This window comes from Streptomyces sp. AMJ-169 (assembly GCF_055597585.1).
On sequence record NZ_JBVLTJ010000011.1, the window covers coordinates 293,095 to 317,283 of the forward strand.

The following is a 24,189-nucleotide window of genomic DNA, read 5'->3' on the forward strand; positions in this document are numbered from 1 at the left end:
CGGAAAAGATCGAAAGCAGGAATGGCCGCGAACGCCCGCCTCGACCACCGCAACCCCCTCGTGTTCGACACGCACGAGCTGGGTCGGCGGCCAGGTGCGCTCCAGCGCCTGACCCGCGAGATCGACGCCCCCAGGGATCTCGGTATCCCGGGAGTCGTCGGGGTGCCGGAAGGCACCCCCCTGGAGCTGGAACTCCGTCTGGAGTCCGTCATGGACGGGGTGCTTGTCACAGGCACCGCCCGTGCACGGGCCGAGGGGGAGTGCGTAAGGTGTCTGGAGCCGGTCGGGCTGGAGCTCGGCGCGGACTTCCAGGAGATGTTCTCGTACCCTGACGCCGATGAGCGGGGCCGCCCGAAGAAGGCGGAGCCCGACGACGACGTTGAGGACGACGAGGACAGGCTCTTCATCGAGGACGGCATGTTCGACCTCGAACCAGTGCTGCGTGACGCGGTGGTGCTCGCCCTGCCGATGCAGCCGGTGTGCCAGGAAGACTGTCCGGGCCTGTGCTCCGAGTGCGGAGCGCGGCTCGCGGACGACCCGGCCCACCACCATGACGCCGTCGACATCCGTTGGGCGGCGTTGCAGGGACTCGCTGTATCCACCAAGGGCAGTGAGAAGGACGAGATGAGCGGCGCTGAAGCAGGCGCCGACGAGAAGCAGGAGAAGTAGCCGTGGCTGTTCCGAAGCGGAAGATGTCGCGCAGCAACACGCGCCACCGCCGGTCGCAGTGGAAGGCTGCGGTCCCCACCCTGGTTGCGTGCGAGCGCTGCCACGAGCCCAAGTTGCAGCACATCGCGTGCCCGTCGTGCGGCACCTATAACAAGCGCCAGGTCCTCGAAGTCTGAGGCTGGTGAGAGGCACTGTGTCCACGCCGAAGAAGAATCTTGCGGACCACACAGCCTCGTCCCACACGCTTCTGGAAGGGCGGCTCGGCTACCAGCTGGAGTCCGCCCTTCTGGTGCGTGCGCTGACGCACCGCTCCTACGCGTACGAGAACGGCGGTCTGCCGACGAACGAACGGCTGGAGTTCCTCGGGGACTCCGTGCTCGGTCTCGTCGTCACGGACACGCTGTACCGCACCCACCCCGATCTGCCCGAGGGCCAGCTGGCCAAGCTCCGGGCCGCGGTGGTCAATTCGCGTGCGCTCGCGGAAGTCGGCCGCGGCCTCGACCTCGGCTCCTTCATCCGGCTCGGCCGGGGTGAAGAGGGCACGGGCGGCCGGGACAAGGCGTCCATCCTCGCCGACACCCTCGAAGCGGTGATCGGCGCGGTCTATCTCGACCAGGGCCTCGACGCGGCCTCCGAACTGGTGCACCGCCTGTTCGACCCGCTCATCGAGAAGTCCTCCAACCTCGGCGCGGGCCTGGACTGGAAGACGTCCCTGCAAGAGCTGACCGCGACCGAAGGGCTCGGGGTCCCCGAGTACCTGGTCACGGAGACCGGCCCCGACCACGAGAAGACCTTCACCGCTGCTGCCCGCGTCGGAGGCGTCTCGTACGGCACCGGCACCGGCCGCAGCAAGAAGGAGGCGGAACAGCAGGCCGCCGAGTCCGCCTGGCGCGCGATCCGCGCGGCTGCGGACGAGCGGGCCAAGCAGCGGGAAGAGGCCCCCGCGGCCGATCCTGAGTCCGTCGCCTGAGCAGAAGAGTCAGACAGCACCGAGCGCTCGCCCTCCGTCCCCGGAGCGGCGGGCGCTCGGTTTCATCCCTGGGGGAGAGTCATGCCCGAGTTGCCCGAGGTCGAGGTCGTCCGGCGGGGTCTTGAGCGGTGGGTGGCCGGCCGGTCCGTGGCGGACGCGGAGGTCCTGCACCCCCGGGCCGTACGCCGGCACCTCGGCGGACCCGACGACTTCGCGCACCGGCTCAAGGGGCACCGGCTGGGGACGCCCGCGCGGCGCGGCAAGTACCTCTGGGTCCCGCTGGCGGACTCCGGCCAGGCGATCCTCGCCCACCTCGGGATGAGCGGCCAGCTCCTGGTCCAGCCGCCGACCGCGCCGGACGAGAAGCACCTGCGTATCCGGGTCCGGTTCGCCGACGACGTACAAACGGAACTCCGCTTCGTCGACCAGCGGACCTTCGGCGGGCTCTCCCTGCACGACACCACCGACGACGGACTCCCGGACGTCATCGGGCACATCGCCCGCGACCCCCTGGACCCGCTCTTCGACGACGAGGCCTTCCACCAGGCCCTGCGCCGCAAGCGGACCACCATCAAACGGGCGCTGCTGGACCAGTCGCTGATCAGCGGGGTCGGCAACATCTACGCGGACGAGGCGCTGTGGCGCGCCCGCCTGCACTACGACCGCCCGACAGCGGGCCTGACCCGGCCACGTACGGCCGAACTCCTCGGCCACGTCCGGGACGTCATGAACGCGGCCCTCGCCGTCGGCGGCACCAGCTTCGACAGCCTGTACGTCAACGTCAACGGCGAGTCCGGCTACTTCGACCGCTCGCTCGACGCGTACGGGCGCGAGGGCGAGCCCTGCAACAGGTGCGGTACGCCGATGCGCAGGGAGTCCTGGATGAACCGGTCCAGCTACTTCTGTCCCCGGTGTCAGCGGGCGCCGCGCGTCTCGTCGTAGCGGAGGCGGGCGGCCATGACGGTGTCCATGTGGTCCTCGACGCACTGGATCAGCGCGAGCAGGCGTTCGGCGATCTCGCGGCCGGCGGGGGTCAGTTCGTAGTCGACGCGGGGCGGGTTGACCGGCTGGGCCTCGCGGTGGACCAGTCCGTCGCGCTCCAGCGCGTGCAGGGTCTGGGACAGCATCTTCTCGCTGACCCCGTCCACCCGCCGCCGCAGCTCGTTGAACCGCAGACTCCCCTCGTACAGCGCCCCCAGCGTCAGCCCGCCCCAGCGCCCGGTCACATGCTCCAGCGTCCCCCGCGAGGGACACGCCTTCGCGAAGACGCTGTAGGGCAGATCGTGAAGCTCTGGGGTACTGGTCATACGAAAAGGGTAGGCCAACTCGACGGCACCCGATAGGTTGCGCTAACTGGTGGTTAGTGGACGCGGGGTGGTCAGTAGCCGAAGTCCTGGGTCCACCACGGGCCGCCGTCGCCGAAGTGGACGCCTACTCCCAGGGTTTTGAAGTCGCAGTTCAGGATGTTCGCCTTGTGGCCGGGGCTGTTCATCCAGGCGTCCATGACGGCCGCCGCGTCGGTCTGGCCGCGGGCTATGTTCTCGCCGCCCAGGTCGGTGACGCCGGCCGCCGAGGCGCGGTCCCAGGGGGACTTGCCGTCGGGGTCGGTGTGGTCGAAGAAGCCGCGGGCGGCCATGTCCTCGCTGAACTTCTGGGCGAGCTGGGTCAGCGCGCTGTTCGCCGACACCGGGCTGCAACCGACCTTGGCCCGCTCCTCGTTGACCAGGGCCAGCACCTGGGCGCCGGCCTGGACCTCCGCGCTCACCGCGACCGTGGAGCGCTCCTGCGCCGACGGGGTCCGGGCGGCCGGGGTCTTCGCCTTCGCGGGCGCCTCGCTCACCGGCTCCGCGACCGGCGCCGCCTTCTTCGCCGGGGTCTCCTCCTCCTTCGAGGGGGTGGGGGAGGGGGACGGCGACTGCGAGGGGGTTGAGGGGGAGGCCGACGGGGTGCGCTGGGCCGGGATCGTCCCCGCCTTGCCCGTCGTACCGTCCGCCTTGCCGGCCGTACCGCCTTGCTCCGAGGCCGAGTTGGAGGGGGAGTCCGCCGCGCGGACGTTGTCGCCGGAGGAGGACTCGCCGCCGAGCTTGTAGCTCTCCAGACCGGGGATGGCGCCGGTCGCGACGGCTACGGCGCCGATGGCGACGGCGGCGGAGACGCCGAGGAGGCCGGTTTTTACCGGGGCGCGCTTTTTGCGGCGGCGGTGCGGGGCGGTGGGGGTGGCGGGGGTGCCGGGGGCTGCGGCCTGTGCCGGGATCTCGGCGGTCGTTTCGGCGGAGCCGTAGGGCAGCGGGGTGCCAGCGTCCGCGTGAGCGGCATCCTCCTGCGCGGCCGTCCCGGCCGTCCCGGTCACCTCGGTCGTCCCAGTCGCCCCGGTCGCGTAGAGGTAATCGTGGCTCTTCGCGTTGACGTCGGCGTACTCCTCCGGGCGCAGGAAAGGCGCGGTGCCCATGTCGTCCGGGGTGGGGCTCTCCGGGGCGGGGCCCTGCCCGGGTATGTCCCCGGCGGCGGAGCGTCGGTGGCGTCCCATGTCCTGGCCTTCCTCGTCCTGCGGCGTCCGGGCCGATCCCTAGGTGTCCTTCGAGTGGACCCTAGCCCCGCGGGGCACTGACTCCCTGTGATCGGCCGAACTCACCCCGATCAGGTGAGTTTCATATGAGATTCGTTGGGTGGGGACGGTACCCCATGACGCCCGGGGTGTAAGTGTCCTGAGCTACATCCGGCCGGTTAGGTTGCCCTCATGAGTGAGGATGCACGACTGGTCGCCTGGGTCCGCGGACACGTACAGGGCGTGGGTTTCCGCTGGTTCACCCGGGCCAAGGCGCTGGAGATCGGGGGCCTGAGTGGCTTTGCTCTCAATCTGGCCGACGGGCGGGTACAGGTCGTCGCGGAGGGCGCCCGGGGCGACTGCGAGGGCCTGCTCGACTGGCTGACCGGCGCCGACACGCCCGGTCACGTCGACGGCGTCACCGAGATATGGGACACACCCCGGGGCGGCTACGACGGCTTCGCGATCCGCTGACCCGGGCTGCGGGCCCCCGGCGGGCGGGCCCGCGGGCGCGCGCACGGTCACCGCCCGCGAAGGGAAAGAAGCAGGTGGTCGCCAAGAAGGGCTTGCCCGAAACCGCCGCGCACGCAAAGATGATCGCCACGCCCCGCCGCCCCGGGAAGTGTCAGGCGCCGCCGCTTAAGGCCGCGCCCGCTCCGGTCGGCCCGTCTGTACGGGGCGTGATCGTGTTGACCGTCAAACTTTTTGGTGAGACTCTGAAGGAACCCCGCGCACCTAGCTGTTTGGCATGGATGAACGGCAGCAACAACAGATCCTGCCTATAGAGCGGGTGCGAATCCCTCACGACCCACACCGCTTCGGTCGGTCACTCAGTGTGGAGGACCATCCATCATGGCAAAGGCGCTTCTCGGTTACGTCGGCGGCTCCGACCCGCGACTCCTCGCCGAGATGCGACGGCTCCAGCAGCGCGTCCAGGACCTGGAATCCGAACTCGGACGTATCCAGGCCGAGAACGACGCCCTGACGGCTGCCGCTTCTCACGACAGGATCATGGAGAGCATCGACGCACACCAGGCGGAGCCTGCGCTCACCTGATCGCTGCACCGCTGTGTAGTCACGCTTTGCGTAGTACAAGATCTGCAAGGGACGCCCCGGCGTCCCTTCTTTTCTGCCCTGTGTTCCCTCCCCCTTCACCGAGTGGTGTGCCCTGCGCGTTCATGGGTGAAACCGCGAGGTCGCCAGCCGTTCACCGGCCGCGGCCCGCCCGCCGGGTAGAGTCCGACGGCGTGCACCTCAAGGCCCTGACCCTGCGCGGGTTCAAGTCGTTCGCCTCGGCCACCACACTCCGCTTTGAACCGGGCATCACCTGCGTCGTCGGCCCCAACGGCTCCGGCAAGTCCAACGTCGTCGACGCGCTCAGCTGGGTCATGGGCGAGCACAGCGCCAAATCCCTGCGCGGCGGCAAGATGGAGGACGTCATCTTCGCCGGCACCACCGGGCGCCCCCCGCTCGGCCGCGCCGAGGTCTCCCTGACCATCGACAACTCCGACGGCGCCCTGCCGATCGAGTACACCGAGGTCACGATCACCCGGATCATGTTCCGCGGCGGCGCCAGCGAGTACCAGATCAACGGCGACACCTGCCGGCTCCTCGACATCCAGGACCTCCTCTCCGACTCCGGCATCGGCCGCGAGATGCACGTCATCGTCGGCCAGGGCCAGCTCGACTCCGTCCTGCACGCCGACCCCATGGGCCGCCGCGCGTTCATCGAGGAGGCGGCCGGCGTCCTGAAGCACCGCAAGCGCAAGGAGAAGGCGCTGCGGAAACTGGACGCCATGCAGGCCAACCTCGCCCGCGTGCAGGACCTCGCCGATGAACTCCGGCGCCAGCTCAAGCCGTTGGGCCGGCAGGCCGCCGTCGCCCGGCGGGCCGCGGTGATCCAGGCGGACCTCCGCGACGCCCGCCTGCGCCTGCTGGCCGACGACCTCGTACGCCTGCGCACCGCCCTGCGGACCGAGATCGCCGACGAGGCCGCGCTGAAGGAGCGCAAGGAGAGCGCCGGGCAGGAGCTGAAGAAGGCCCTCCAGCAGGAGGCGGCGCTGGAGGACGAGGTCCGCCGCATCACCCCGCGCCTCCAGCGCGCGCAGTCCACCTGGTACGAGCTGTCCCGGCTCGCCGAGCGGGTGAGGGGGACGATCTCCCTGGCCGACGCCCGCGTCAAGAGCGCGACGTCGGCCCCGCCCGAGGAACGCCGGGGCCGCGACCCCGAGGACCTGGAGCGGGAGGCGGCGCGGGTCCGTGAACAGGAGGCCGAACTGGAGGCGGCCCTGGAGGCGGCGGAGCGCGCCCTGGAGGACACGGTCGCCCACCGCGCCGACCTGGAACGAGAGTTGGCGGCGGAGGAACGCCGCCTGAAGGACGCGGCCAGGGCCATCGCCGACCGCCGGGAGGGCCTCGCCCGCCTGAGCGGCCAGGTCAACGCGGCCCGCTCAAGAGCGGCCTCGGCCCAGTCCGAGATCGACCGCCTGACGGCGGCACGCGACGAGGCACAGGAGCGCGCGGCCTCGGCTCAGGAGGAGTACGAGGCCCTGAGGTCGGAGGTCGACGTGGCAGAGGCGGCCGACGCCGACCTGTCCGAGGCCCACGACCAGGCGAAACGGCAACTGTCGGAGGCGGAACAGGAACTCTCGGCGGCGAGGGAGGCCCTGACGGCGGCGGACCGCGAACACGCGGCGACGAAGGCGCGACACGAGGCCCTGTCGCTGGGGCTCAGACGAAAAGACGGCACGGGAATACTGCTGGCGGCGAAAGACAGGCTGACGGGCGTACTGGGCCCGGCGGCGGAGTCCCTGACGATCGAACCGGGTTACGAGATCGCCCTCGCGGCGGCTTTCGGAGCGGCGGCGGACGCGCTGACGGTGAGCGGCCCGGGCGCGGCGGCAGAAGCGATCAGACTGCTGCGCAAGCAGGACGGGGGGAGGGCGTCGTTGCTGGTGGCGGGGGCGCCGGAGGGGGACGGGAGAACTGGCGGGACGACGAACCCAAGGGACGCGACCAGCCACCCCCCTCTCGCCGCGACCCTGGTCCGAGCCCCCTCCGACCTCACCCCCTCCATCCGCCGCCTCCTCCAGGGCATCGTCGTCGTGGACACCCTCGAAGACGCCGAACAGCTCATCCGTGCCCGTCCCGACCTCACCGCGGTCACCGTCGAAGGTGATCTTCTCGGGGCGCACTTCGCGCACGGTGGGTCCGCCGGTGCGCCCAGCCTTCTCGAGGTGCAGGCCGCTGTTGACGAGGCTGCCGCTGAGCTGGAGGAACTGGCCGGGCAGTGTGAGGAGTTGGGGGCCGCGCAGGAAGCGGCTCTGGGGCGTCGTCGGGAGTGTTCTGTTCTTTTTGAGCGGGTCGGTGAGCGGCGGCGGGACGCCGACAAGGGGAAGTCGGCTGTCGCTCAGCGGCTTGGGCGGCTCGGGGGGCAGGCTCGGGGGGCTGTGGGGGAGGCCGAGCGGGCCGGTGTTGCCGCCGGGCGGGCTCAGGAGGCGTTGGATTCCGCGCTTGAGGACGTCGAAGTGCTGGTCGAGCGGCTTGCCGTCGCCGAGGAGATGCCGGTTGAGGAGGAGCCCGACACCTCCGTGCGGGACCGGCTCGTCGCCGATGGGGCCAACGCGCGGCAGACCGAGATGGAGGCCCGGCTTCAGGCCCGTACGCATGAGGAGCGGGTCAAAGGGCTGGCCGGGCGGGCCGATTCGCTGGACCGGGCCGCGCGGGCCGAGCGGGAGGCCCGGGAGCGGGCCGAGCGGCGGGTTCGGCGGTTGAAGTACGAGGCCGGCGTCGCCGGGGCCGTCGGTGACGGGGCTCGGCGGCTTCTTGCGCACGTCGAGGACTCCGTCGCCCGCGCCGAGCACGAACGGGCCGGCGTCGAGGCCGACCAGGCGCTCAAGGAACAGGAGTTGGGCTCCGCGCGGGATGCCGGGCGGGCGCTCAAGGGGGAGTTGGACAAGCTCACCGACTCCGTGCACCGGGGGGAGGTGCTCGGCGCCGAGAAGCGGATGCGGATCGAGCAGGTCGAGACGAGGGCGCTGGAGGAGCTGGGGGTGGAGCCGGAGGTGCTGGTCGCGGAGTACGGGCCGCATCAGCTGGTGCCGGCGTTCGGCGCAGCAGCCGTCTCCGACGGGCCCTCGGCAACCGTCACCCTTTCCGGCGAACGCCCAGACCCCGACCCCGACCCCGACTCCGATTCCGACCCCGCCGAAACCCCCGTCCCCTTCGTCCGCGCCGAACAGGAAAAGCGCCTCAAAGCCGCCGAACGCGCCTACCAGCAGCTCGGGAAGGTCAACCCGCTGGCCCTCGAAGAGTTCGCCGCGCTGGAGGAACGCCATAAGTTCCTCAGCGAGCAGCTGGACGACCTCAAGAAGACGCGGACCGATCTGCTTCAGGTGGTGAAAGAGGTCGACGAGCGCGTCGAGCAGGTCTTCAGCGAGGCGTTCCGGGACACGGCACGGGAGTTCGAGGGGGTCTTCGGCCGGCTCTTCCCCGGCGGCGAAGGCCGGCTGCTGCTCACCGATCCCGACAACATGCTCACCACCGGCGTCGACGTCGAGGCCCGCCCGCCGGGCAAGAAGGTCAAGCGGCTCTCCCTGCTGTCGGGCGGCGAGCGCTCGCTGACGGCCGTCGCGCTGCTGGTGTCGATCTTCAAGGCGCGGCCCAGCCCCTTCTATGTGATGGACGAGGTCGAGGCGGCCCTGGACGACACCAACCTCCAGCGGCTGATCCGGATCATGCAGGAGTTGCAGGAGTCGTCGCAGCTGATCGTCATCACGCACCAGAAGCGGACGATGGAGGTCGCGGACGCGCTGTACGGGGTGTCGATGCAGGGGGACGGGGTGTCGAAGGTGATCTCGCAGCGGCTGCGGTGACCGATCCGGCCGGGCGGCGCCGGGATCGTACATTCAAGACTTGAACGTATTCCCTGATCGTTGTGGCTCGTATCTCACATCCCCGGGCATTGGCGTTCATAAGTTGTAGGCATAGTCTCTGGGGCGTTGGTTTTCCTTTCAGGTGGTGCGCTACAGCCCGCTGTGTCCCACTGGAAGGGTCGTCCCCCACCCGGCAGCGCTGCCGGTGGCCCGAGGAGTTGAACGTGACCAGTCCGGCCCAGACATCGAAGCCAGGAGCGACCGCTCCACACCCCGATCACCTCGGGCACGTCATCTTCATCGCGGCCGCCGCCGCGATGGGCGGCTTCCTCTTCGGCTACGACAGCTCGGTCATCAACGGCGCCGTCGAGGCGATCCGCGACCGGTACGACATCGGCTCCGCCGCCCTCGCGCAGGTCATCGCGATCGCCCTGATCGGCTGTGCCATCGGCGCCGCGACCGCCGGCCGGATCGCCGACCGCATCGGCCGTATCCGCTGCATGCAGATCTCCGCGGCGATGTTCACCGTCAGCGCCATCGGCTCGGCGCTGCCGTTCGCGCTGTGGGACCTCGCCATGTGGCGGGTCATCGGCGGGTTCGCCATCGGTATGGCCTCCGTCATCGGCCCGGCCTACATCGCCGAGGTCGCCCCGCCCGCCTACCGCGGCCGGCTCGGCTCCTTCCAGCAGGCCGCGATCGTCATCGGCATCGCCATCTCCCAGCTCGTCAACTGGGGCCTGCTGAACGCCGCCGGCGGCGACCAGCGCGGCAAGCTGATGGGCCTGGAGGCCTGGCAGGTCATGCTCGGTGTGATGGTCGTACCGGCCGTCCTGTACGGGCTGCTCTCCTTCGCGATCCCCGAGTCGCCGCGCTTCCTGCTCTCCGTCGGCAAGCGGGAGCGGGCCCGGGAGATCCTCGCCGAGGTCGAGGGCGAGAGCGCCGATCTGGACGCGCGGGTCGCCGAGATCGAGCACGCCATGAAGAGCGAGCACAAGTCGTCGTTCAAGGACCTGCTCGGCGGCGGCTTCTTCTTCAAGCCGATCGTCTGGGTCGGTATCGGCCTCTCCGTCTTCCAGCAGTTCGTCGGCATCAACGTCGCCTTCTACTACTCCTCGACGCTGTGGCAGTCGGTGGGCGTCGACCCGACGGACTCGTTCTTCTACTCCTTCACGACGTCGATCATCAACATCGTCGGCACCGTCATCGCCATGATCTTCGTCGACCGCATCGGCCGCCGGCCGCTCGCGCTCATCGGCTCGGTCGGCATGGTGATCGGCCTCGCGCTGGAGGCCTGGGCGTTCTCGTACGACCTGGTCGACGGCAAGCTGCCCGCCGCGCAGGGCTGGACGGCTCTCGTCGCCGCCCACATCTTCGTCCTCTTCTTCGCCCTGTCCTGGGGCGTCGTGGTGTGGGTCTTCCTCGGTGAGATGTTCCCGAACCGGATCCGCGCCGCCGCCCTCGGTGTCGCCGCCTCCGCGCAGTGGATCGCCAACTGGGCGATCACCGCGAGCTTCCCTTCGCTGGCCGACTGGAACCTCTCCGCGACGTACGTGATCTACACCGTCTTCGCCGCGCTCTCCATCCCGTTCGTCCTCAAGTTCGTCAAGGAGACGAAGGGGAAGTCGCTGGAGGAGATGGGCTAGGCCCCTTGTCCGGGCTCTCTTCGGAGGGCCCCGCATACCCGGGGAGGAGGACCAAGTCCCCGCTGTCCTCCTCCCCGTGCACCTCCCGCCGCCCCCGGACCAGCTCCGGGGGCGGCGGTTTTGGGGCGGCGGTCTTTTGGGCCGGTCAGTCCCGCAGCGCCGGCAGCACCCGCTCCCCGAACAGCCGCAGACTCCGCCACCCCTCCGCGACCGGCATCCCGCCGACCAGCGGATGCAGGATCAGATGGTCCAGCCCCTGCGCCAGACACTCCTCGGGCGTGAGCACCCGGTACACCCCCTCCGCGCGCAACTCCTCGACGCTCCCCGCCGTCGACCGCACGACCGAGCGGACGCCCGCCGCCTGCCAGCCCGCGTACGTCCGCGCCTCGTGCAGGAAGCGCTCCCCGTACGCCGCCCAGGTGCGGTCCGGGTCCTCGGACAGGTGCAGCAACGGTGTCTCGGCGGGCGGCATCAGCGTCCAGCCCGCCGTGCCGTACTCGGTCAGCCGGTCCTTGTAGTACGACTCCAGCTCGGGCAGATGCGCGCTGGGGAAGAACGGCAGGCCCAGGCGGGCGGCGCGGCGGGCGGCGGCCTCGGAGGAGCCGCCGACCAGGAGCAGGGGGTGCGGATCGGTGAAGGGGCGCGGGGTGACCCGTACCGTACGCCCCTGATAGCTGAACTCCTCGCCGGTCCAGGCCGCGAGGAGGGTTTCCAGGAGCCGGTCCTGGAGCCGGCCGCGCCGCCGCCAGTCGACGCCCGCGCGGTCGTACTCCTCGCGGCGGTAGCCGATGCCTACGACCGTCATGAGGCGGCCGTTGCCCAGGAGGTCGAGGACGGCGATGTCCTCCGCCAGACGCAGCGGGTCGTGCAGGGGGCCGATCGCCGCCGAGACCGTCACCGACAGGGTGCGCGTCGCGCCCAGGACCGCGCCCGCGAAGACGAACGGGGACGGCAGCCAGTTGTTCGCGGCGCCGTGGTGCTCCTCGGTCTGGACGGTCGTGACGCCGTGGGCGTCGGCATAGGCGGCCATCTCCAGGGCCGCGCGGTAACGGGCGCCCAGCTCGGCGGGGCGGGCGTCGGGGGCGGCCAGGTTGAAGCGCAGGACTGTCACCGGCATGGGCGGACCTTAGCTGACGGTGTGTCAGGTGGCCAGGGGTGCGGGGCGGGGTTCGGCGCGGGGTGTCCGGGGCCGTGGGCATGGGGTGCCGGCGTTCGTCCGGGGCCGTCGGCGCGGGCGGCGGGGGCCGTGCGGGGCGGGAGGGGTCACGCATACTGGACGGGTTATGGAAACCGTCATCCTTGCAGTCATCATCGCCGTGCTGGTGCTCGGCGCGATCGGCGGGCTCGTCGTCGGGAGCCGGCGCAAGAAGCCGCTGCCGCCGCCGACCGCCGCCCCCGACCTCACCGCCCCTCCCGCCGAACCGCAGGTCGGCGACGAGGCCGAGACGCCGCGGGACGAAGAGCGGCGCACGATAGAGGAGGTCGGGCTTCCGGGCGCCGACGCCGCTCTTGAAGAGCCCGTCCTCGAAGAGCCCGCCGGGATCGAGATCCCCGAGCCCACCGCAGGGCGGCTCGTCCGGCTGCGCGCCCGGCTCTCCCGCTCCCAGAACGCCCTCGGCAAGGGGCTGCTCGCGCTGCTGTCGCGCGAGCACCTCGACGACGACACGTGGGAGGAGATCGAGGAGATCCTCCTCACCGCCGACGTCGGCGTGCTGCCCACCCAGGAACTCGTCGACGGGCTGCGCGAGCGGGTCAAGGTGCTCGGTACGCGGACGCCGGACGAGCTGCGCGGGCTGCTGCGCGAGGAGCTGCTGAAGCTCGTCGGGACCGATGTCGACCGGGCCGTCAGGACCGAGCCCGACGGTCGCAAGCCGGGGATCGTGATGGTCGTCGGGGTCAACGGCACCGGCAAGACCACGACCACCGGGAAGCTCGCGCGCGTGCTCGTCGCCGACGGGCGGACCGTCGTGCTGGGCGCCGCCGACACCTTCCGCGCCGCCGCCGCCGATCAGCTCCAGACCTGGGGGGACCGGGTCGGGGCGCACACTGTGCGCGGGCCCGAGGGGGGTGACCCCGCCGCCATCGCGTTCGACGCGGTGAAGGAGGGCAAGGAGATGGGGGTCGACGTCGTCCTCATCGACACCGCCGGGCGGCTGCACACCAAGACCGGGCTCATGGACGAGCTGGGGAAGGTGAAGCGGGTCGTCGAGAAGCACGCTCCGCTGGACGAGGTGCTGCTGGTGCTCGACGCGACCACCGGGCAGAACGGGCTCGTGCAGGCCCGGGTGTTCGCCGAGGTCGTCGACATCACCGGCATCGTGCTGACCAAGCTGGACGGGACCGCCAAGGGCGGGATCGTGGTGGCGGTGCAGCGGGAGCTGGGGGTGCCGGTGAAGCTGGTCGGGCTGGGGGAGGGTGCCGATGATCTGGCGCCGTTCGAGCCTGGGGCGTTCGTCGATGCGCTTATCGGAGACTGAGCCGCGGCCTCGCCGACATCAAGAAGCGCCTGCCTTGCAGCAGGCGCTTCTTCGTGTCTACGCCCTCGACCTGTGCGCCACATACGCCAGCGTCCCCAGCATCAGCCTCGCCTCAGGCGGCCTCGTCGCCGAGTCCAGATCGGGGGGCCTCAGCCAGGTTGCCGGGCCCAGGCCCCCTCGGTCCGACGGGGGGGCCGTGATGTATGTGCCCGGGCCCAGGCCCCGCAGGTCCAGGGCCGGTGGGGTGTCCCAGCCCATCCTGTAGAGGAGGTCGGGCAGGCCCGCGGCGGCGCCGGGGGCCACGAAGAAGTGGGTGCGGCCGTCGGGAGTTGCCGTCACCGGGCCCAGGGGCAGGCCCATGCGCTCCAGGCGGGCCAGGGCGTGGCGGCCCGCCGGTTCCGCGACCTCGATGACGTCGAAGGCGCGGCCCACGGGGAGCATCGCGGCGGCGCCGGGGAACTCCGACCAGAGCGCGGTCACCTCGTCGAGGGTCGCGCCGGGGGAGAGGCGGGGGGCGAAGGAGAAGGGGTGGGCGCCGGGAGCGGGACAGGCGGCGCGACCGCAGGAGCAGACGCCGGCCGCTGCGCGGGCCCCGGGGACGACCTCCCAGCCCCACAGCCCGGTGAACTCGGCGATCGCGACGCACTCGGCGGAACGGGAACGCCTGCGCGCACCGGAACGGATCTCGCGGATACCGCCGATCGTGAAGCCCATGCCCCCTCCAACGGGTACGACACGCTGAGGGTCACGCAGTGGGTGCGTGACGTGACTCTCTGTACATGATCTCCGGAAACCCGTCGGAGCGGGGCAGCGCCCTGAGGCACACGGGGTCGTGAGTGATGCCCCGCGCGCCCCTGAATGCTTCGTTCCGCTTGGTGCGCCTGAGCTGCTTGATCCGAAGGGGTCCGCGTCAAGTCAATCGCGTGTCGAGCACCGAGAGTTCATTCGAAGGGGTGGCGAATGGTGGCGATTCCGGGAACTCCGTGGCCGGGCCGGTGATCGTAGGATTACGTTGAGTATGCGGATGTCGCAGGCATGTGCCGTCGAGGGTATGCCCGGGGCAACTCGGGTTTCAGTTCGAAGGGTGACAACTGGCGGACGACAGGCCTATTTACCGGCATTCTGATAGGGCTTGGCGCAGTCGCCGGAAGCGGCCGGGCTGCACATGGTCTCGAGGGATGGGGGCGTTCCAGTGAGCGGCAAGAGCGGAAGCGGGACGGGCGCGGCGGGTGCTGACAAGCGTCCCAACGAACTGCTCACCTCCTGGTTCGTGCGCAGCGGCTGGTCCAAGGGCGAACTCGCCCGCCAGGTCAACCGCAGAGCGCGCCAGCTGGGCGCCAACCACATCTCCACCGACACCTCCCGGGTCCGCCGCTGGCTGGACGGCGAGAACCCGCGCGAGCCGATCCCGCGCATCCTCTCCGAGCTGTTCTCCGAGCGGTTCGGCTGCGTCGTCTCCGTCGAGGACCTCGGCCTGCGCGCCGCCCGCCAGTCGCCCTCCGCCTCCGGCGTCGACCTGCCCTGGACCGCCCCCCAGACCGTCGCCCTGCTCAGCGAGTTCTCCCGCAGCGACCTGATGCTGGCCCGCCGCGGCTTCCTCGGCTCCTCCCTCATGCTCTCCGCGGGCCCCTCCCTCATCGAGCCCATGCAGCGCTGGCTCGTCCCCGCCCCGCCCGCCCCGCCGCGCGACAGCGCCGCCCTGCCGACCAGCCGCGCGCGGGGCCGCCTCTCCCAGCCCGAGCTGGAGCTCCTGGAGGCCACGACGAGCATGTTCCGCAAGTGGGACGCCCAGTGCGGCGGCGGACTGCGCCGCAAGGCGGTCGTGGGCCAGCTGCACGAGGTGACCGACCTCCTCCAGGAACCCCAGCCCGAGGAGACCGCCCGCCGCCTGTTCAAGATCGCCGCCGAACTCGCCGAACTCGCCGGCTGGATGTCGTACGACGTCGGCCTCCAGCCCACCGCGCAGAAGTACTTCGTCCTCGCCCTGCACGCCGCGAAGGAGGCCGGGGACCGGCCGCTCGGGTCGTACATCCTGTCCAACATGAGCCGGCAGATGATCCACCTCGGCCGGCCCGAGGACGCCCTGGAGCTCATCCACCTCGCGCAGTACGGCAGCCGCGACTGCGCCAGCCCGCGCACGCAGGCCATGCTGTATGCGATGGAGGCCCGCGCGTACGCCAACATGGGCCAGCCGGGACGCTGCAAACGGGCCGTGCGGATGGCCGAGGACACCTTCGCCGACGCCGGCGAGTGGGACGAGCCGGACCCCGACTGGATCGGCTTCTTCACCGAGGCCGAGCTGTACGGCGAGAACTCCCACTCCTTCCGCGACCTCGCCTACGTCGCCGGCCGCAGTCCCACGTACGCCTCCCTCGCCGAGCCCGTCATGCGCCGCGCCGTCGACCTCTTCGCCCGCGAGTCCGCCGACTACCAGCGCTCCTACGCCCTCAACCTCATCGGCATGGCCACCGTCCACCTCCTCAAGCACGAGCCCGAGCAGTCCACGCGGTACGTCACCGAGGCCATGGCCGTCGCCAAGAAGGTCCGCTCCGAACGCGTCAACACCCGCATCCGCAAGACCGTCGACAACGCCGTCCGCGAGTTCGGCGATCTGACCGACGTCATCGACCTCACCGACCGGCTCGCGATCGAGCTGCCGGAGACCGCCGAAGCCGTCTGACGACTGTCTGACAACCCCGATACCCCGGCCGCGGCCGGCCCTCCCGAAACTGCCCGACTCGGCTCCCCCATGCCAGGTCATCGGAAGGCCGACCGCGGCCGGTCCGCGTCCCCTTCAGCGGCCCCCGGACGCCTCCCGGCCGAAGATTGCGCCACGATAACGATCCGCCGACCGCCGTACAGGCAATTCATCGACGCGTAACACCGGCGACTCCTTCGTCACCCCCGCGAAACAACGCGGGGCACGGGCCGAAACCGCGCTGGGCCAATCTCTAGCCCCATAGCCGGCCCGCCCCCACTCCGCAGCCGAGGGCTTCGCCCGCACGGGGCCGTACGACGACGAGGAGACGCCGATGGCTCCAGCCATCACCATCGCCGCGGACAAACTGTCCGCCGCCGACACAGGCTTCATGCTCATCTGCTCCGCCCTGGTGCTGCTGATGACCCCCGGCCTCGCCTTCTTCTACGGAGGCATGGTCCGGGTCAAGAGCACTCTGAACATGCTGATGATGAGCTTCATCAGCATGGGCATCGTGACCGTCCTGTGGGTGCTCTACGGCTTCTCCATGGCGTTCGGGACCGACCACGGCTCGCTGATCGGCTGGGAGTCCGACTTCGTCGGCTGGGCCGGCATCGACAAGATGGACATCTGGTCCGGGTACAGCATCCCGGTGTTCGTCTTCGCCGTCTTCCAGATGATGTTCGCGATCATCACGCCCGCCCTGATCAGCGGTGCGATCGCCGACCGCGTCAAGTTCACCGCCTGGTCCCTCTTCGTCGTCCTGTGGGCCACGATCGTCTACTTCCCCGTCGCCCACTGGGTCTGGGGCACCGGCGGCTGGGCCTTCGACCTCGGCGTCATCGACTTCGCCGGCGGTACGGCCGTCCACATCAACGCGGGTGCCGCCGCCCTCGGCGTCATCCTCGTCATCGGCAAGCGCGTCGGGTTCAAGAAGGACCCGATGCGCCCGCACAGCCTCCCCCTGGTGATGCTCGGCGCGGGCCTGCTGTGGTTCGGCTGGTTCGGCTTCAACGCCGGCTCCTGGCTGGGCAACGACGACGGCGTCGCCGCGCTGATGTTCGTCAACACCCAGATCGCCACCGCCGCCGCCATGCTCGGCTGGCTCGCCTACGAGAAGATCCGCCACGGCGCCTTCACGACCCTCGGCGCGGCCTCCGGCGCGGTCTCCGGCCTCGTCGCCATCACCCCCTCCGGCGGCGCGATCACCCCCATGGGCGCCATCGCCATCGGCCTCATCACCGGCGTCGTCTGCGCCATGGCCGTGGGCCTGAAGTACAAGTTCGGCTACGACGACTCCCTCGACGTCGTCGGCGTCCACATGGTCGGCGGCATCCTCGGCTCCCTGCTCATCGGCTTCTTCGCCAGCGGCAAGGGCCAGTCGGACGTGAAGGGCCTCTTCTACGGCGGCGGCCTCGACCAGTTCTGGAAGCAGTGCGCCGGTGTCTTCGCCGTCCTCGCCTACTCCCTGATCGCCTCCGCGATCCTCGCCTTCCTCATCGACAAGACCATCGGCATGCGGGTCCCCGAGGACGACGAGATCTCCGGCATCGACCAGGCCGAACACGCCGAGACCGCCTACGACTTCAGCGGCGCCGGCGGCGGCATCGCCAAGTCCTCCGCGACCCCCGTCGCCGCAGCCAAGAAGGTGGACGCGTGAAGCTCATCACCGCAGTCGTCAAGCCCCACCGGCTCGACGAGATCAAGGAAGCCCTCCAGGCCTTCGGCGTCCACGGACTCACGGTCACCGAGGCGAGCGGATACGGTCGGCAGCGCGGGCACACCGAGGTCTACCGGGGCGCCGAGTACACCGTCGACCTCGTCCCCAAGATCCGCATCGAGGTGCTGGCCGAGGACGACGACGCCGAGCAGCTGATCGACGTCATCGTCAAGGCCGCCCGCACCGGCAAGATCGGGGACGGCAAGGTCTGGTCCCTCCCGGTCGAGACGGCCGTACGGGTCCGCACCGGCGAACGCGGCCCGGACGCACTCTGAACGAAGAACAGAACAGGAGTCGCTGGGTGACGAGTACCAACGTTCAGGACGACGAGACTTCGGGACCCAGCGGCTACGCGGCGGCCCGGCTGCGCCTCCTCCAAGAGGGGGCGCGGTCCGGGCCGCCGCGCCGTACCGCCCTCTCCGAGCTGACCGACGACTGGCTCGGCGGCCTCTTCACCACCGCCGCAGACGCCCTCCCCGGAGTCTGTCTCGTCGCCGTCGGCGGCTACGGACGCGGCGAGCTCTCCCCCCGCAGCGACCTCGACCTGCTGCTCCTGCACGACGGCAGCGACCCCAAGGCCGTCGCCGCCCTCGCCGACCGCCTCTGGTACCCCGTCTGGGACCTCGGCCTCGACCTCGACCACTCCGTCCGCACCCCCGCCGAGGCCCGCAAGACGGCCGGCGAGGACCTCAAGGTCCAGCTCGGCCTCCTGGACGCCCGCCACCTCGCCGGCGACGCCACCCTCACCTCGGGACTGCGCACCGCCGTCCTCACCGACTGGCGCAACCAGGCCCCCAAACGCCTCCCCGAACTCCACGAACTCTGCCTCGAACGCGCCGAGCGCCAAGGCGAGTTGCAGTACCTGCTGGAGCCCGACCTGAAGGAGGCGCGCGGCGGCCTCAGGGACGCGACGACCCTCCGCGCGGTCGCCGCCTCCTGGCTCGCCGACGCCCCCCGCGAGGGCCTCGACGACGCCCGCCGCCGCCTCCTCGACGTCCGCGACGCCCTCCACCTCACCACCGGCCGCGCCACCGACCGCCTCGCCCTCCAGGAACAGGACCAGGTCGCCGCCGAACTCGGCCTCCTCGACGCCGACACCCTCCTGCGCCAGGTCTACGAGTCTGCCCGCGTCATCTCCTACGCCAGCGACGTCACCTGGCGCGAGGTGGGCCGCGTCCTGCGCTCCCGCGCGGTCCGGCCCCGGCTGCGCGCGATGCTCGGCGCCGGGAAACCGGTCACCGAACGCTCACCGCTCGCCGAAGGCGTCGTCGAACAGGACGGCGAGGTCGTCCTGGCCCGCGCCGCCCGCCCCGAGCGCGACCCGGTCCTGCCGCTGCGGGCCGCCGCGGCCGCCGCCCAGGCGGGCCTGCCGCTGTCCCTGCACGCCGTACGCCGGCTCGCCGCGACCGTACGGCCGCTGCCCACCCCCTGGCCCGCCGAGGCCCGCGAGCAGCTGGTGACGCTGCTCGGCGCCGGGCGCCCGACCATCGAGGTCTGGGAGGCGCTGGAGGCCGAGGGCCTGATCACCCGCATGCTGCCCGACTGGGAGCGCGTGCGCTGCCGCCCGCAGCGCAACGCCGTCCACGTCTGGACCGTCGACCGCCACCTCATCGAGACGGCCGTCAAAGCCTCCGAGTTCGCCCGCCGCGTCAGCCGCCCCGACCTGCTGCTGGTCGCGGCCCTGCTGCACGACATCGGCAAGGGCTGGCCCGGCGACCACTCCGTGGCCGGCGAGATCATCGTCAAGGACGTCGCCGCCAGGATCGGCTTCGACCGCGCGGACGTCGCCGTCCTCGCCTCCCTCGTCCGCCACCACCTCCTGCTCATCGAGACCGCCACCCGGCGCGACCTGGAGGACCCCGCGACCGTACGGCTCGTCGCGGAGGCGGTCGGGACGCACAGCACGCTGGAGCTGCTGCACGCGCTGACCGAGGCCGACGCGCTCGCCACCGGACCCGCCGCCTGGTCGTCCTGGCGCGGCTCGCTCGTCGCCGACCTCGTCAAACGGGTCGCTGCGGTGCTCGCCGGGGACGAACCCGAGGCGCCCGAGGACGCGGCGCCCACGGCCGAGCAGGAACGGCTGTCGATCGAGGCGTTCCGCACCGGCGGGCCCGTCCTCGCGCTGCGCGCCCAGACGGCCGTCGAGGACGAGGAGCCCGGCGAGCCGCTGGGCGTCGAGCTGCTGATCGCGGTGCCGGACCAGCCCGGGGTGCTCCCCGCGGTGGCCGGCGTCCTGGCGATGCACCGGCTGACGGTCCGCACGGCGGAGCTGCGCGCCCTGGAGCTGCCGGACGGCCTTGAGCAGGGGGCCGTGCTGCTCCTGGACTGGCGGGTCGCGGCGGAGTACGGCTCCCTGCCGCAGGCGGCCCGGCTGCGGGCGGACCTGGTGCGGGCGCTGGACGGCTCCCTGGACATCGCAGGACGCCTCGCGGAACGGGACGCGGCCTACCCGCGCCGCCGGGGCTGGGTGGCTCCGCCGCCTCGGGTGACGGTCGCTTCGGCGGCCTCCCGGCACGCGACGGTCATCGAGGTACGCGCCCAGGACGCGCCTGGGCTGCTGTTCCGGATCGGCTCGTCCTTGGAGGACGCGGGGGTACGGGTACGGAGCATGCACGCGGGGACGCTGGGAGGGAACGTGGTGGACGCGTTCTACGTGACATCGGGGGTGGGGGTGCCGCTGCCCGCCGAGGAGGCGGGGGCGGTGGCCCGGAAGCTGGAGGAGGGGTTGCGGGCGTAACTGGTCGGCAGCTTGTGCGTTTAGCTGAGTGGTCCCCGCTGGTGCGGGGGTGGTCCGCCCGGACAGCAAGTGCTCAAGGTCGTCAAGGAGTTGTCCCCGCCGCTGCGGGGTTTCCCGCCCCCGTCCGCTCATCCAGCGGGCGGGGGCGAATCCGTGGCGCGGCCAGATACCCTGGAAGACACTCATACTGCTCCCGACTCCGAGGACCGACGCCGCCGTGTTCGATACTCTCTCCGACCGCCTGTCAGTCACTTTCAAGAGCCTGCGCGGCAAGGGGCGACTTTCTGAGGCGGACATCGATGCCGCGGCGCGTGAGATTCGCATCGCGCTTCTCGAAGCGGACGTCGCTCTCCCTGTCGTCCGGTCCTTCATCAAGAATGTCAAGGAGCGCAGCCTCGGGGCCGAGGTCTCCAAGGCGCTTAATCCGTCGCAACAGGTCCTCAAGGTCGTCAATGAAGAATTGATTGCGATCTTGGGCGGCGAGACCCGCCGCCTCCGTTTCGCCAAGACCCCCCCCACCGTCATCATGCTGGCCGGTCTCCAGGGCGCCGGTAAGACCACCCTCGCCGGCAAGCTCGGCAAGTGGCTGAAGGAGCAGGGGCACTCCCCCCTCCTCGTCGCCTGCGACCTCCAGCGCCCCAACGCCGTCAACCAGCTGAGCGTCGTCGCCGAGCGCGCGGGCGTCGCCGTGTACGCCCCGCAGCCGGGCAACGGCGTCGGCGACCCCGTACAGGTCGCCAAGGACTCCATCGAGTTCGCGAAGTCGAAGGTCCACGACATCGTGATCGTCGACACCGCCGGCCGCCTCGGCATCGACACCGAGCTGATGCAGCAGGCGGCGGACATCAGGGACGCGGTCAGCCCCGATGAGGTGCTGTTCGTCGTCGACGCGATGATCGGCCAGGACGCCGTCAACACGGCCGAGGCCTTCCGCGACGGCGTCGGCTTCGACGGTGTCGTGCTGTCGAAGCTCGACGGTGACGCCCGAGGCGGCGCCGCCCTGTCGATCCGGCAGATCACCGGCAAGCCGATCATGTTCGCGTCGAACGGCGAGAAGCTCGAGGACTTCGACGCGTTCCACCCTGACCGGATGGCCTCCCGCATCCTCGACATGGGTGACCTGCTCACCCTGATCGAGCAGGCGGAGAAGACGTTCAGCCAGGAAGAGGCCCAGAAGATGGCCTCCAAGCTGGCGTCGAAGAAGGGCCAGGACTTCACCCTGGACGACTTCCTGTCCCAGATGGAACAGGTCAGGAAGATGGGCTCGATCTCGAAGCTGCTCGGGATGCTGCCCGGCATGGGGCAGATCAAGGACCAGATCAACAACCTCGACGAGCGGGACGTCGACCGCACGGCCGCGATCATCAAGTCGATGACCCCGGCCGAGCGCCAGGACCCGAACATCATCAACGGCTCCCGCCGCGCCCGTATCGCCAAGGGCTCCGGCGTCGAGGTCAGCGCGGTGAAGGGCCTGGTCGAGCGGTTCTTCGAGGCCCGCAAGATGATGTCCCGCATGGCCCAGGGCGGCGGAATGCCGGGGATGCCCGGGATGCCGGGCATGGGCGGCGGGCCCGGCCGGACGAAGAAGCAGCCGAAGCAGGCCAAGGGCAAGCAGCGCTCCGGCAACCCGATGAAGCGCAGGCAGCAGGAGCTGGAGGAGGCGCAGCGGCGGGAGGCGGCGGCGCAGGGCGGCGCGTTCGGTCTGCCGCAGCAGGAGGCGAAGGACTTCGAGCTGCCGGACGAGTTCAAGAAGTTCATGGGCTGAGCTGTGGGTCCGGTCAGCTGACTGTCGTCTTGTACGACTTCGAAGGGCGTCCCTCTGTGTGAGGGGCGCCCTTGCGCATGCCGGTCGCACGCCCCTGTCGTAACGTCCCCCTATGACGAACCCCGCTCCGCCGCGCAAGTCGCCGGATCAGCCCTGGCGTACCGAGGGCACCCCTGAGGAGCCGCCGAAGCAGCCGCCGGGCGGGCGGAAGATGCGGGGCGGCTGGTGGAGCGTGATCCTCTTCGCGCTGGTCGTCTATCTGATCGCGAACCTCGTGCTGTCGTTCTTCGGCGAGGAGAGCGAGCCGACGATCTCCTACACGGAGTTCAGCAAGCAGGTCGACGCGGGGAACGTCAGCAAGATCTACGCCAAGGGCGACGCGATCCAGGGGCAGCTGAAGAAGGAGCAGACGAACCCGGACGGCGGCGGGAAGTACACGAAGTTCAGCACCGAGCGGCCGACGTTCGCGGACGACAAGCTGTGGGAGGGGCTGACCAAGAACAGCGTCAACGTCACGGCGGAGCCGGTCGTCCAGCACCGCAGCTTCCTGGCGAACCTGCTGATCTCGCTGGCGCCGATGCTGCTGCTGGTGGTGCTGTGGATCTTCATCGCGCGGCGGATGAGCGCGGGGATGGGCGGCGCGGGCGGGATGCTGGGCCGCAGGTCGGCGCCGAAGCCGGTGGAGCTGGAGGAGGGGCAGAAGCGGACGACGTTCGAGGACGTGGCGGGGATCGACGAGGTCGAGGGTGAGCTGAACGACGTCGTCGACTTCCTGAAGAACCCGGACGCCTACCGGCGGATGGGGGCGAAGATGCCGCGCGGTGTGCTGCTCGCGGGGCCGCCGGGCACCGGCAAGACGCTGCTGGCGCGGGCGGTGGCGGGGGAGGCGGGGGTGCCGTTCTTCTCGGCGTCCGCGTCGGAGTTCATCGAGATGATCGTGGGCGTCGGGGCGTCGCGGGTGCGGGAGCTGTTCGCGGAGGCGCGGAAGGTGGCGCCGTCGATCATCTTCATCGACGAGATCGACACCATCGGGCGGGCGCGCGGCGGCGGTTCGGGGATGGGCGGGCACGACGAGCGTGAGCAGACGCTGAACCAGATCCTGACCGAGATGGACGGCTTCTCCGGCTCGGAGGGGGTCATCGTGATCGCGGCGACCAACCGCGCGGATGTCCTCGACCCGGCGCTGACCCGTCCGGGCCGCTTCGACCGGGTGGTGCAGGTCTCGCCGCCGGACCGGGGCGGGCGCAAGGCGATCCTGGAGATCCACACCCGCCAGATCCCGCTCGCCCCCGGCGTCGACCTCGCGCAGGTCGCGCGGACGACCCCGGGGATGACCGGCGCCGAACTCGCCAACCTCGCCAACGAGGCGGCGCTCCTCGCCGTCAAGCGGGGCCAGGACCAGGTCACCCAGGCCGACCTCTCGGAGGCCCTGGAGAAGGTCCAGCTGGGCGCGGAACGGCCGCTGGTGATGCCGGAGGAGGAGCGGCGCCGTACGGCGTACCACGAGGGCGGGCACGCGCTGCTGGGGATGCTCCAGCCGGGCGCCGACCCCGTACGCAAGATCACGATCGTCCCGCGCGGGCGCGCGCTGGGTGTCACGCTGTCCACTCCGGACGCCGACAAGTACGCGTACACCGAGGAGTACCTGCGCGGGCGGATCATCGGCGCGCTCGGCGGCATGGCGGCGGAGCAGGTCGTGTACGGGGTGATCACGACCGGTGCGGAGAGCGACCTGGAGCAGGTCACCAACATCGCGCGCGGGATGGTCGCCCGCTGGGGCATGAGCGAACGCGTCGGCCGGCTGTCCGCTCTCCCCAATGACGCCCAGCAGGCGTACGGGCTGGCCGCCGCGCCGCAGACCCTGGACGTCATCGACGGCGAGATGCGGCGCATCGTGGACGAGTGCTACGAGGAGGCCTGCCGCAAGCTGACCGACCACCGGGATCAACTCGACGCGCTCGCGCAGGCGTTGCTGGAGAGCGAGACGCTGGAGGAGACGGAGGCGTACCGGATCGCGGGGGTGACGAGGCTGACGAAGGACGTCGACTAGGGGCGACGGTGTCGGAAACGGGCTCCTATAGGGACGTCGTT

At 70.8% G+C, this 24,189-nt stretch carries 19 protein-coding genes; 15 read left to right on the forward strand and 4 right to left on the reverse strand.

Annotated elements, in window-relative coordinates:
• Positions 1–21: 21 nt before the first annotated feature.
• The 4 genes from ACYUD3_RS26935 to mutM all read left to right on the forward strand — a co-directional run bounded on the left by ACYUD3_RS26935 (position 22) and on the right by mutM (position 2,581).
• Complete coding sequence (locus ACYUD3_RS26935) at positions 22–669, forward strand: YceD family protein (RefSeq protein ID WP_470974837.1); 648 nt, start codon at positions 22–24, stop codon at positions 667–669.
• 2 nt (positions 670–671) lie between these two features.
• A complete protein-coding gene (rpmF, locus tag ACYUD3_RS26940; RefSeq protein WP_007493396.1) occupies positions 672–845 on the forward strand; it encodes a 50S ribosomal protein L32 in 174 nt (57 codons plus the stop codon).
• A gap of 5 nt (positions 846–850) precedes the next feature.
• Positions 851–1,639, forward strand: a complete 789-nt coding sequence (gene rnc / locus ACYUD3_RS26945; RefSeq protein WP_470974840.1) for a ribonuclease III — start codon at positions 851–853, stop codon at positions 1,637–1,639.
• 81 nt (positions 1,640–1,720) lie between these two features.
• The gene (gene mutM / locus ACYUD3_RS26950; protein ID WP_470974843.1) at positions 1,721–2,581 is read left to right on the forward strand and encodes a bifunctional DNA-formamidopyrimidine glycosylase/DNA-(apurinic or apyrimidinic site) lyase; all 861 of its coding nucleotides are present in this window, start codon (positions 1,721–1,723) and stop codon (positions 2,579–2,581) included.
• On the opposite strand, the gene ACYUD3_RS26955 is transcribed toward mutM, so the two are convergent.
• Positions 2,554–2,946, reverse strand: coding sequence for a winged helix-turn-helix transcriptional regulator (locus tag ACYUD3_RS26955; protein WP_470974846.1), 393 nt, complete (start codon positions 2,944–2,946; stop codon positions 2,554–2,556). The two genes, mutM and ACYUD3_RS26955, sit on opposite strands and share 28 nt — an antisense overlap.
• Positions 2,947–3,017: 71 nt before the next feature.
• Positions 3,018–4,166, reverse strand: a complete 1,149-nt coding sequence (locus tag ACYUD3_RS26960; RefSeq protein WP_470974849.1) for a CAP domain-containing protein — start codon at positions 4,164–4,166, stop codon at positions 3,018–3,020.
• A gap of 210 nt (positions 4,167–4,376) precedes the next feature.
• Between ACYUD3_RS26960 and ACYUD3_RS26965 the strand changes: the two genes are divergently transcribed.
• The 4 genes from ACYUD3_RS26965 to ACYUD3_RS26980 all read left to right on the forward strand — a co-directional run bounded on the left by ACYUD3_RS26965 (position 4,377) and on the right by ACYUD3_RS26980 (position 10,701).
• The gene (locus tag ACYUD3_RS26965) at positions 4,377–4,658 is read left to right on the forward strand and encodes an acylphosphatase (protein ID WP_470974852.1); all 282 of its coding nucleotides are present in this window, start codon (positions 4,377–4,379) and stop codon (positions 4,656–4,658) included.
• A gap of 378 nt (positions 4,659–5,036) precedes the next feature.
• Positions 5,037–5,240 (forward strand): hypothetical protein, encoded by a 204-nt coding sequence (locus ACYUD3_RS26970; RefSeq protein WP_030048901.1) that lies wholly within the window; start codon positions 5,037–5,039, stop codon positions 5,238–5,240.
• 191 nt (positions 5,241–5,431) lie between these two features.
• On the forward strand, positions 5,432–9,058 hold the full coding sequence (gene smc, locus ACYUD3_RS26975) for a chromosome segregation protein SMC (protein WP_470974856.1): 3,627 nt from the start codon (positions 5,432–5,434) through the stop codon (positions 9,056–9,058).
• A gap of 224 nt (positions 9,059–9,282) precedes the next feature.
• On the forward strand, positions 9,283–10,701 hold the full coding sequence (locus tag ACYUD3_RS26980) for a sugar porter family MFS transporter (protein WP_470974859.1): 1,419 nt from the start codon (positions 9,283–9,285) through the stop codon (positions 10,699–10,701).
• 145 nt (positions 10,702–10,846) lie between these two features.
• Here the strand turns inward: ACYUD3_RS26980 and ACYUD3_RS26985 are convergent, their stop codons facing one another.
• Positions 10,847–11,818 carry an LLM class flavin-dependent oxidoreductase gene (locus tag ACYUD3_RS26985; protein WP_470974862.1) on the reverse strand — a complete coding sequence of 324 codons (972 nt, stop codon included), beginning with the start codon at positions 11,816–11,818 and terminating at the stop codon, positions 10,847–10,849.
• 166 nt (positions 11,819–11,984) lie between these two features.
• Here ACYUD3_RS26985 and ftsY point away from each other — a divergent pair, with 166 nt between their 5' ends.
• Positions 11,985–13,178 (forward strand): signal recognition particle-docking protein FtsY, encoded by a 1,194-nt coding sequence (gene ftsY, locus ACYUD3_RS26990; RefSeq protein ID WP_470974864.1) that lies wholly within the window; start codon positions 11,985–11,987, stop codon positions 13,176–13,178.
• Between the two features lie 57 nt (positions 13,179–13,235).
• Here ftsY and ACYUD3_RS26995 read toward each other — a convergent pair whose 3' ends face one another.
• Complete coding sequence (locus tag ACYUD3_RS26995; protein ID WP_470974867.1) at positions 13,236–13,892, reverse strand: bifunctional DNA primase/polymerase; 657 nt, start codon at positions 13,890–13,892, stop codon at positions 13,236–13,238.
• Between the two features lie 478 nt (positions 13,893–14,370).
• On the opposite strand from ACYUD3_RS26995, the gene nsdA reads away from it, so the two are divergent.
• The 6 genes from nsdA (at position 14,371) to ftsH (ending at position 24,148) form a co-directional block, all read left to right on the forward strand.
• Positions 14,371–15,858: a transcriptional repressor NsdA gene (gene nsdA, locus ACYUD3_RS27000; protein ID WP_470974870.1), complete on the forward strand. Its 1,488-nt coding sequence runs from the start codon at positions 14,371–14,373 to the stop codon at positions 15,856–15,858.
• 352 nt (positions 15,859–16,210) lie between these two features.
• Entirely contained in the window at positions 16,211–17,536 is a 1,326-nt protein-coding gene (locus ACYUD3_RS27005) for an ammonium transporter (protein ID WP_470974873.1), read from the forward strand.
• The gene (locus ACYUD3_RS27010; protein ID WP_003997576.1) at positions 17,533–17,871 is read left to right on the forward strand and encodes a P-II family nitrogen regulator; all 339 of its coding nucleotides are present in this window, start codon (positions 17,533–17,535) and stop codon (positions 17,869–17,871) included. The genes ACYUD3_RS27005 and ACYUD3_RS27010 overlap by 4 nt, the downstream gene beginning before the upstream one ends.
• A 26-nt stretch (positions 17,872–17,897) precedes the next feature.
• Positions 17,898–20,333: a [protein-PII] uridylyltransferase gene (locus ACYUD3_RS27015; RefSeq protein ID WP_470974876.1), complete on the forward strand. Its 2,436-nt coding sequence runs from the start codon at positions 17,898–17,900 to the stop codon at positions 20,331–20,333.
• 217 nt (positions 20,334–20,550) lie between these two features.
• On the forward strand, positions 20,551–22,098 hold the full coding sequence (ffh, locus tag ACYUD3_RS27020; RefSeq protein WP_470974879.1) for a signal recognition particle protein: 1,548 nt from the start codon (positions 20,551–20,553) through the stop codon (positions 22,096–22,098).
• A gap of 112 nt (positions 22,099–22,210) precedes the next feature.
• Complete coding sequence (ftsH, locus tag ACYUD3_RS27025) at positions 22,211–24,148, forward strand: ATP-dependent zinc metalloprotease FtsH (protein WP_470974882.1); 1,938 nt, start codon at positions 22,211–22,213, stop codon at positions 24,146–24,148.
• The last annotated feature ends 41 nt before the right edge of the window (positions 24,149–24,189 follow it).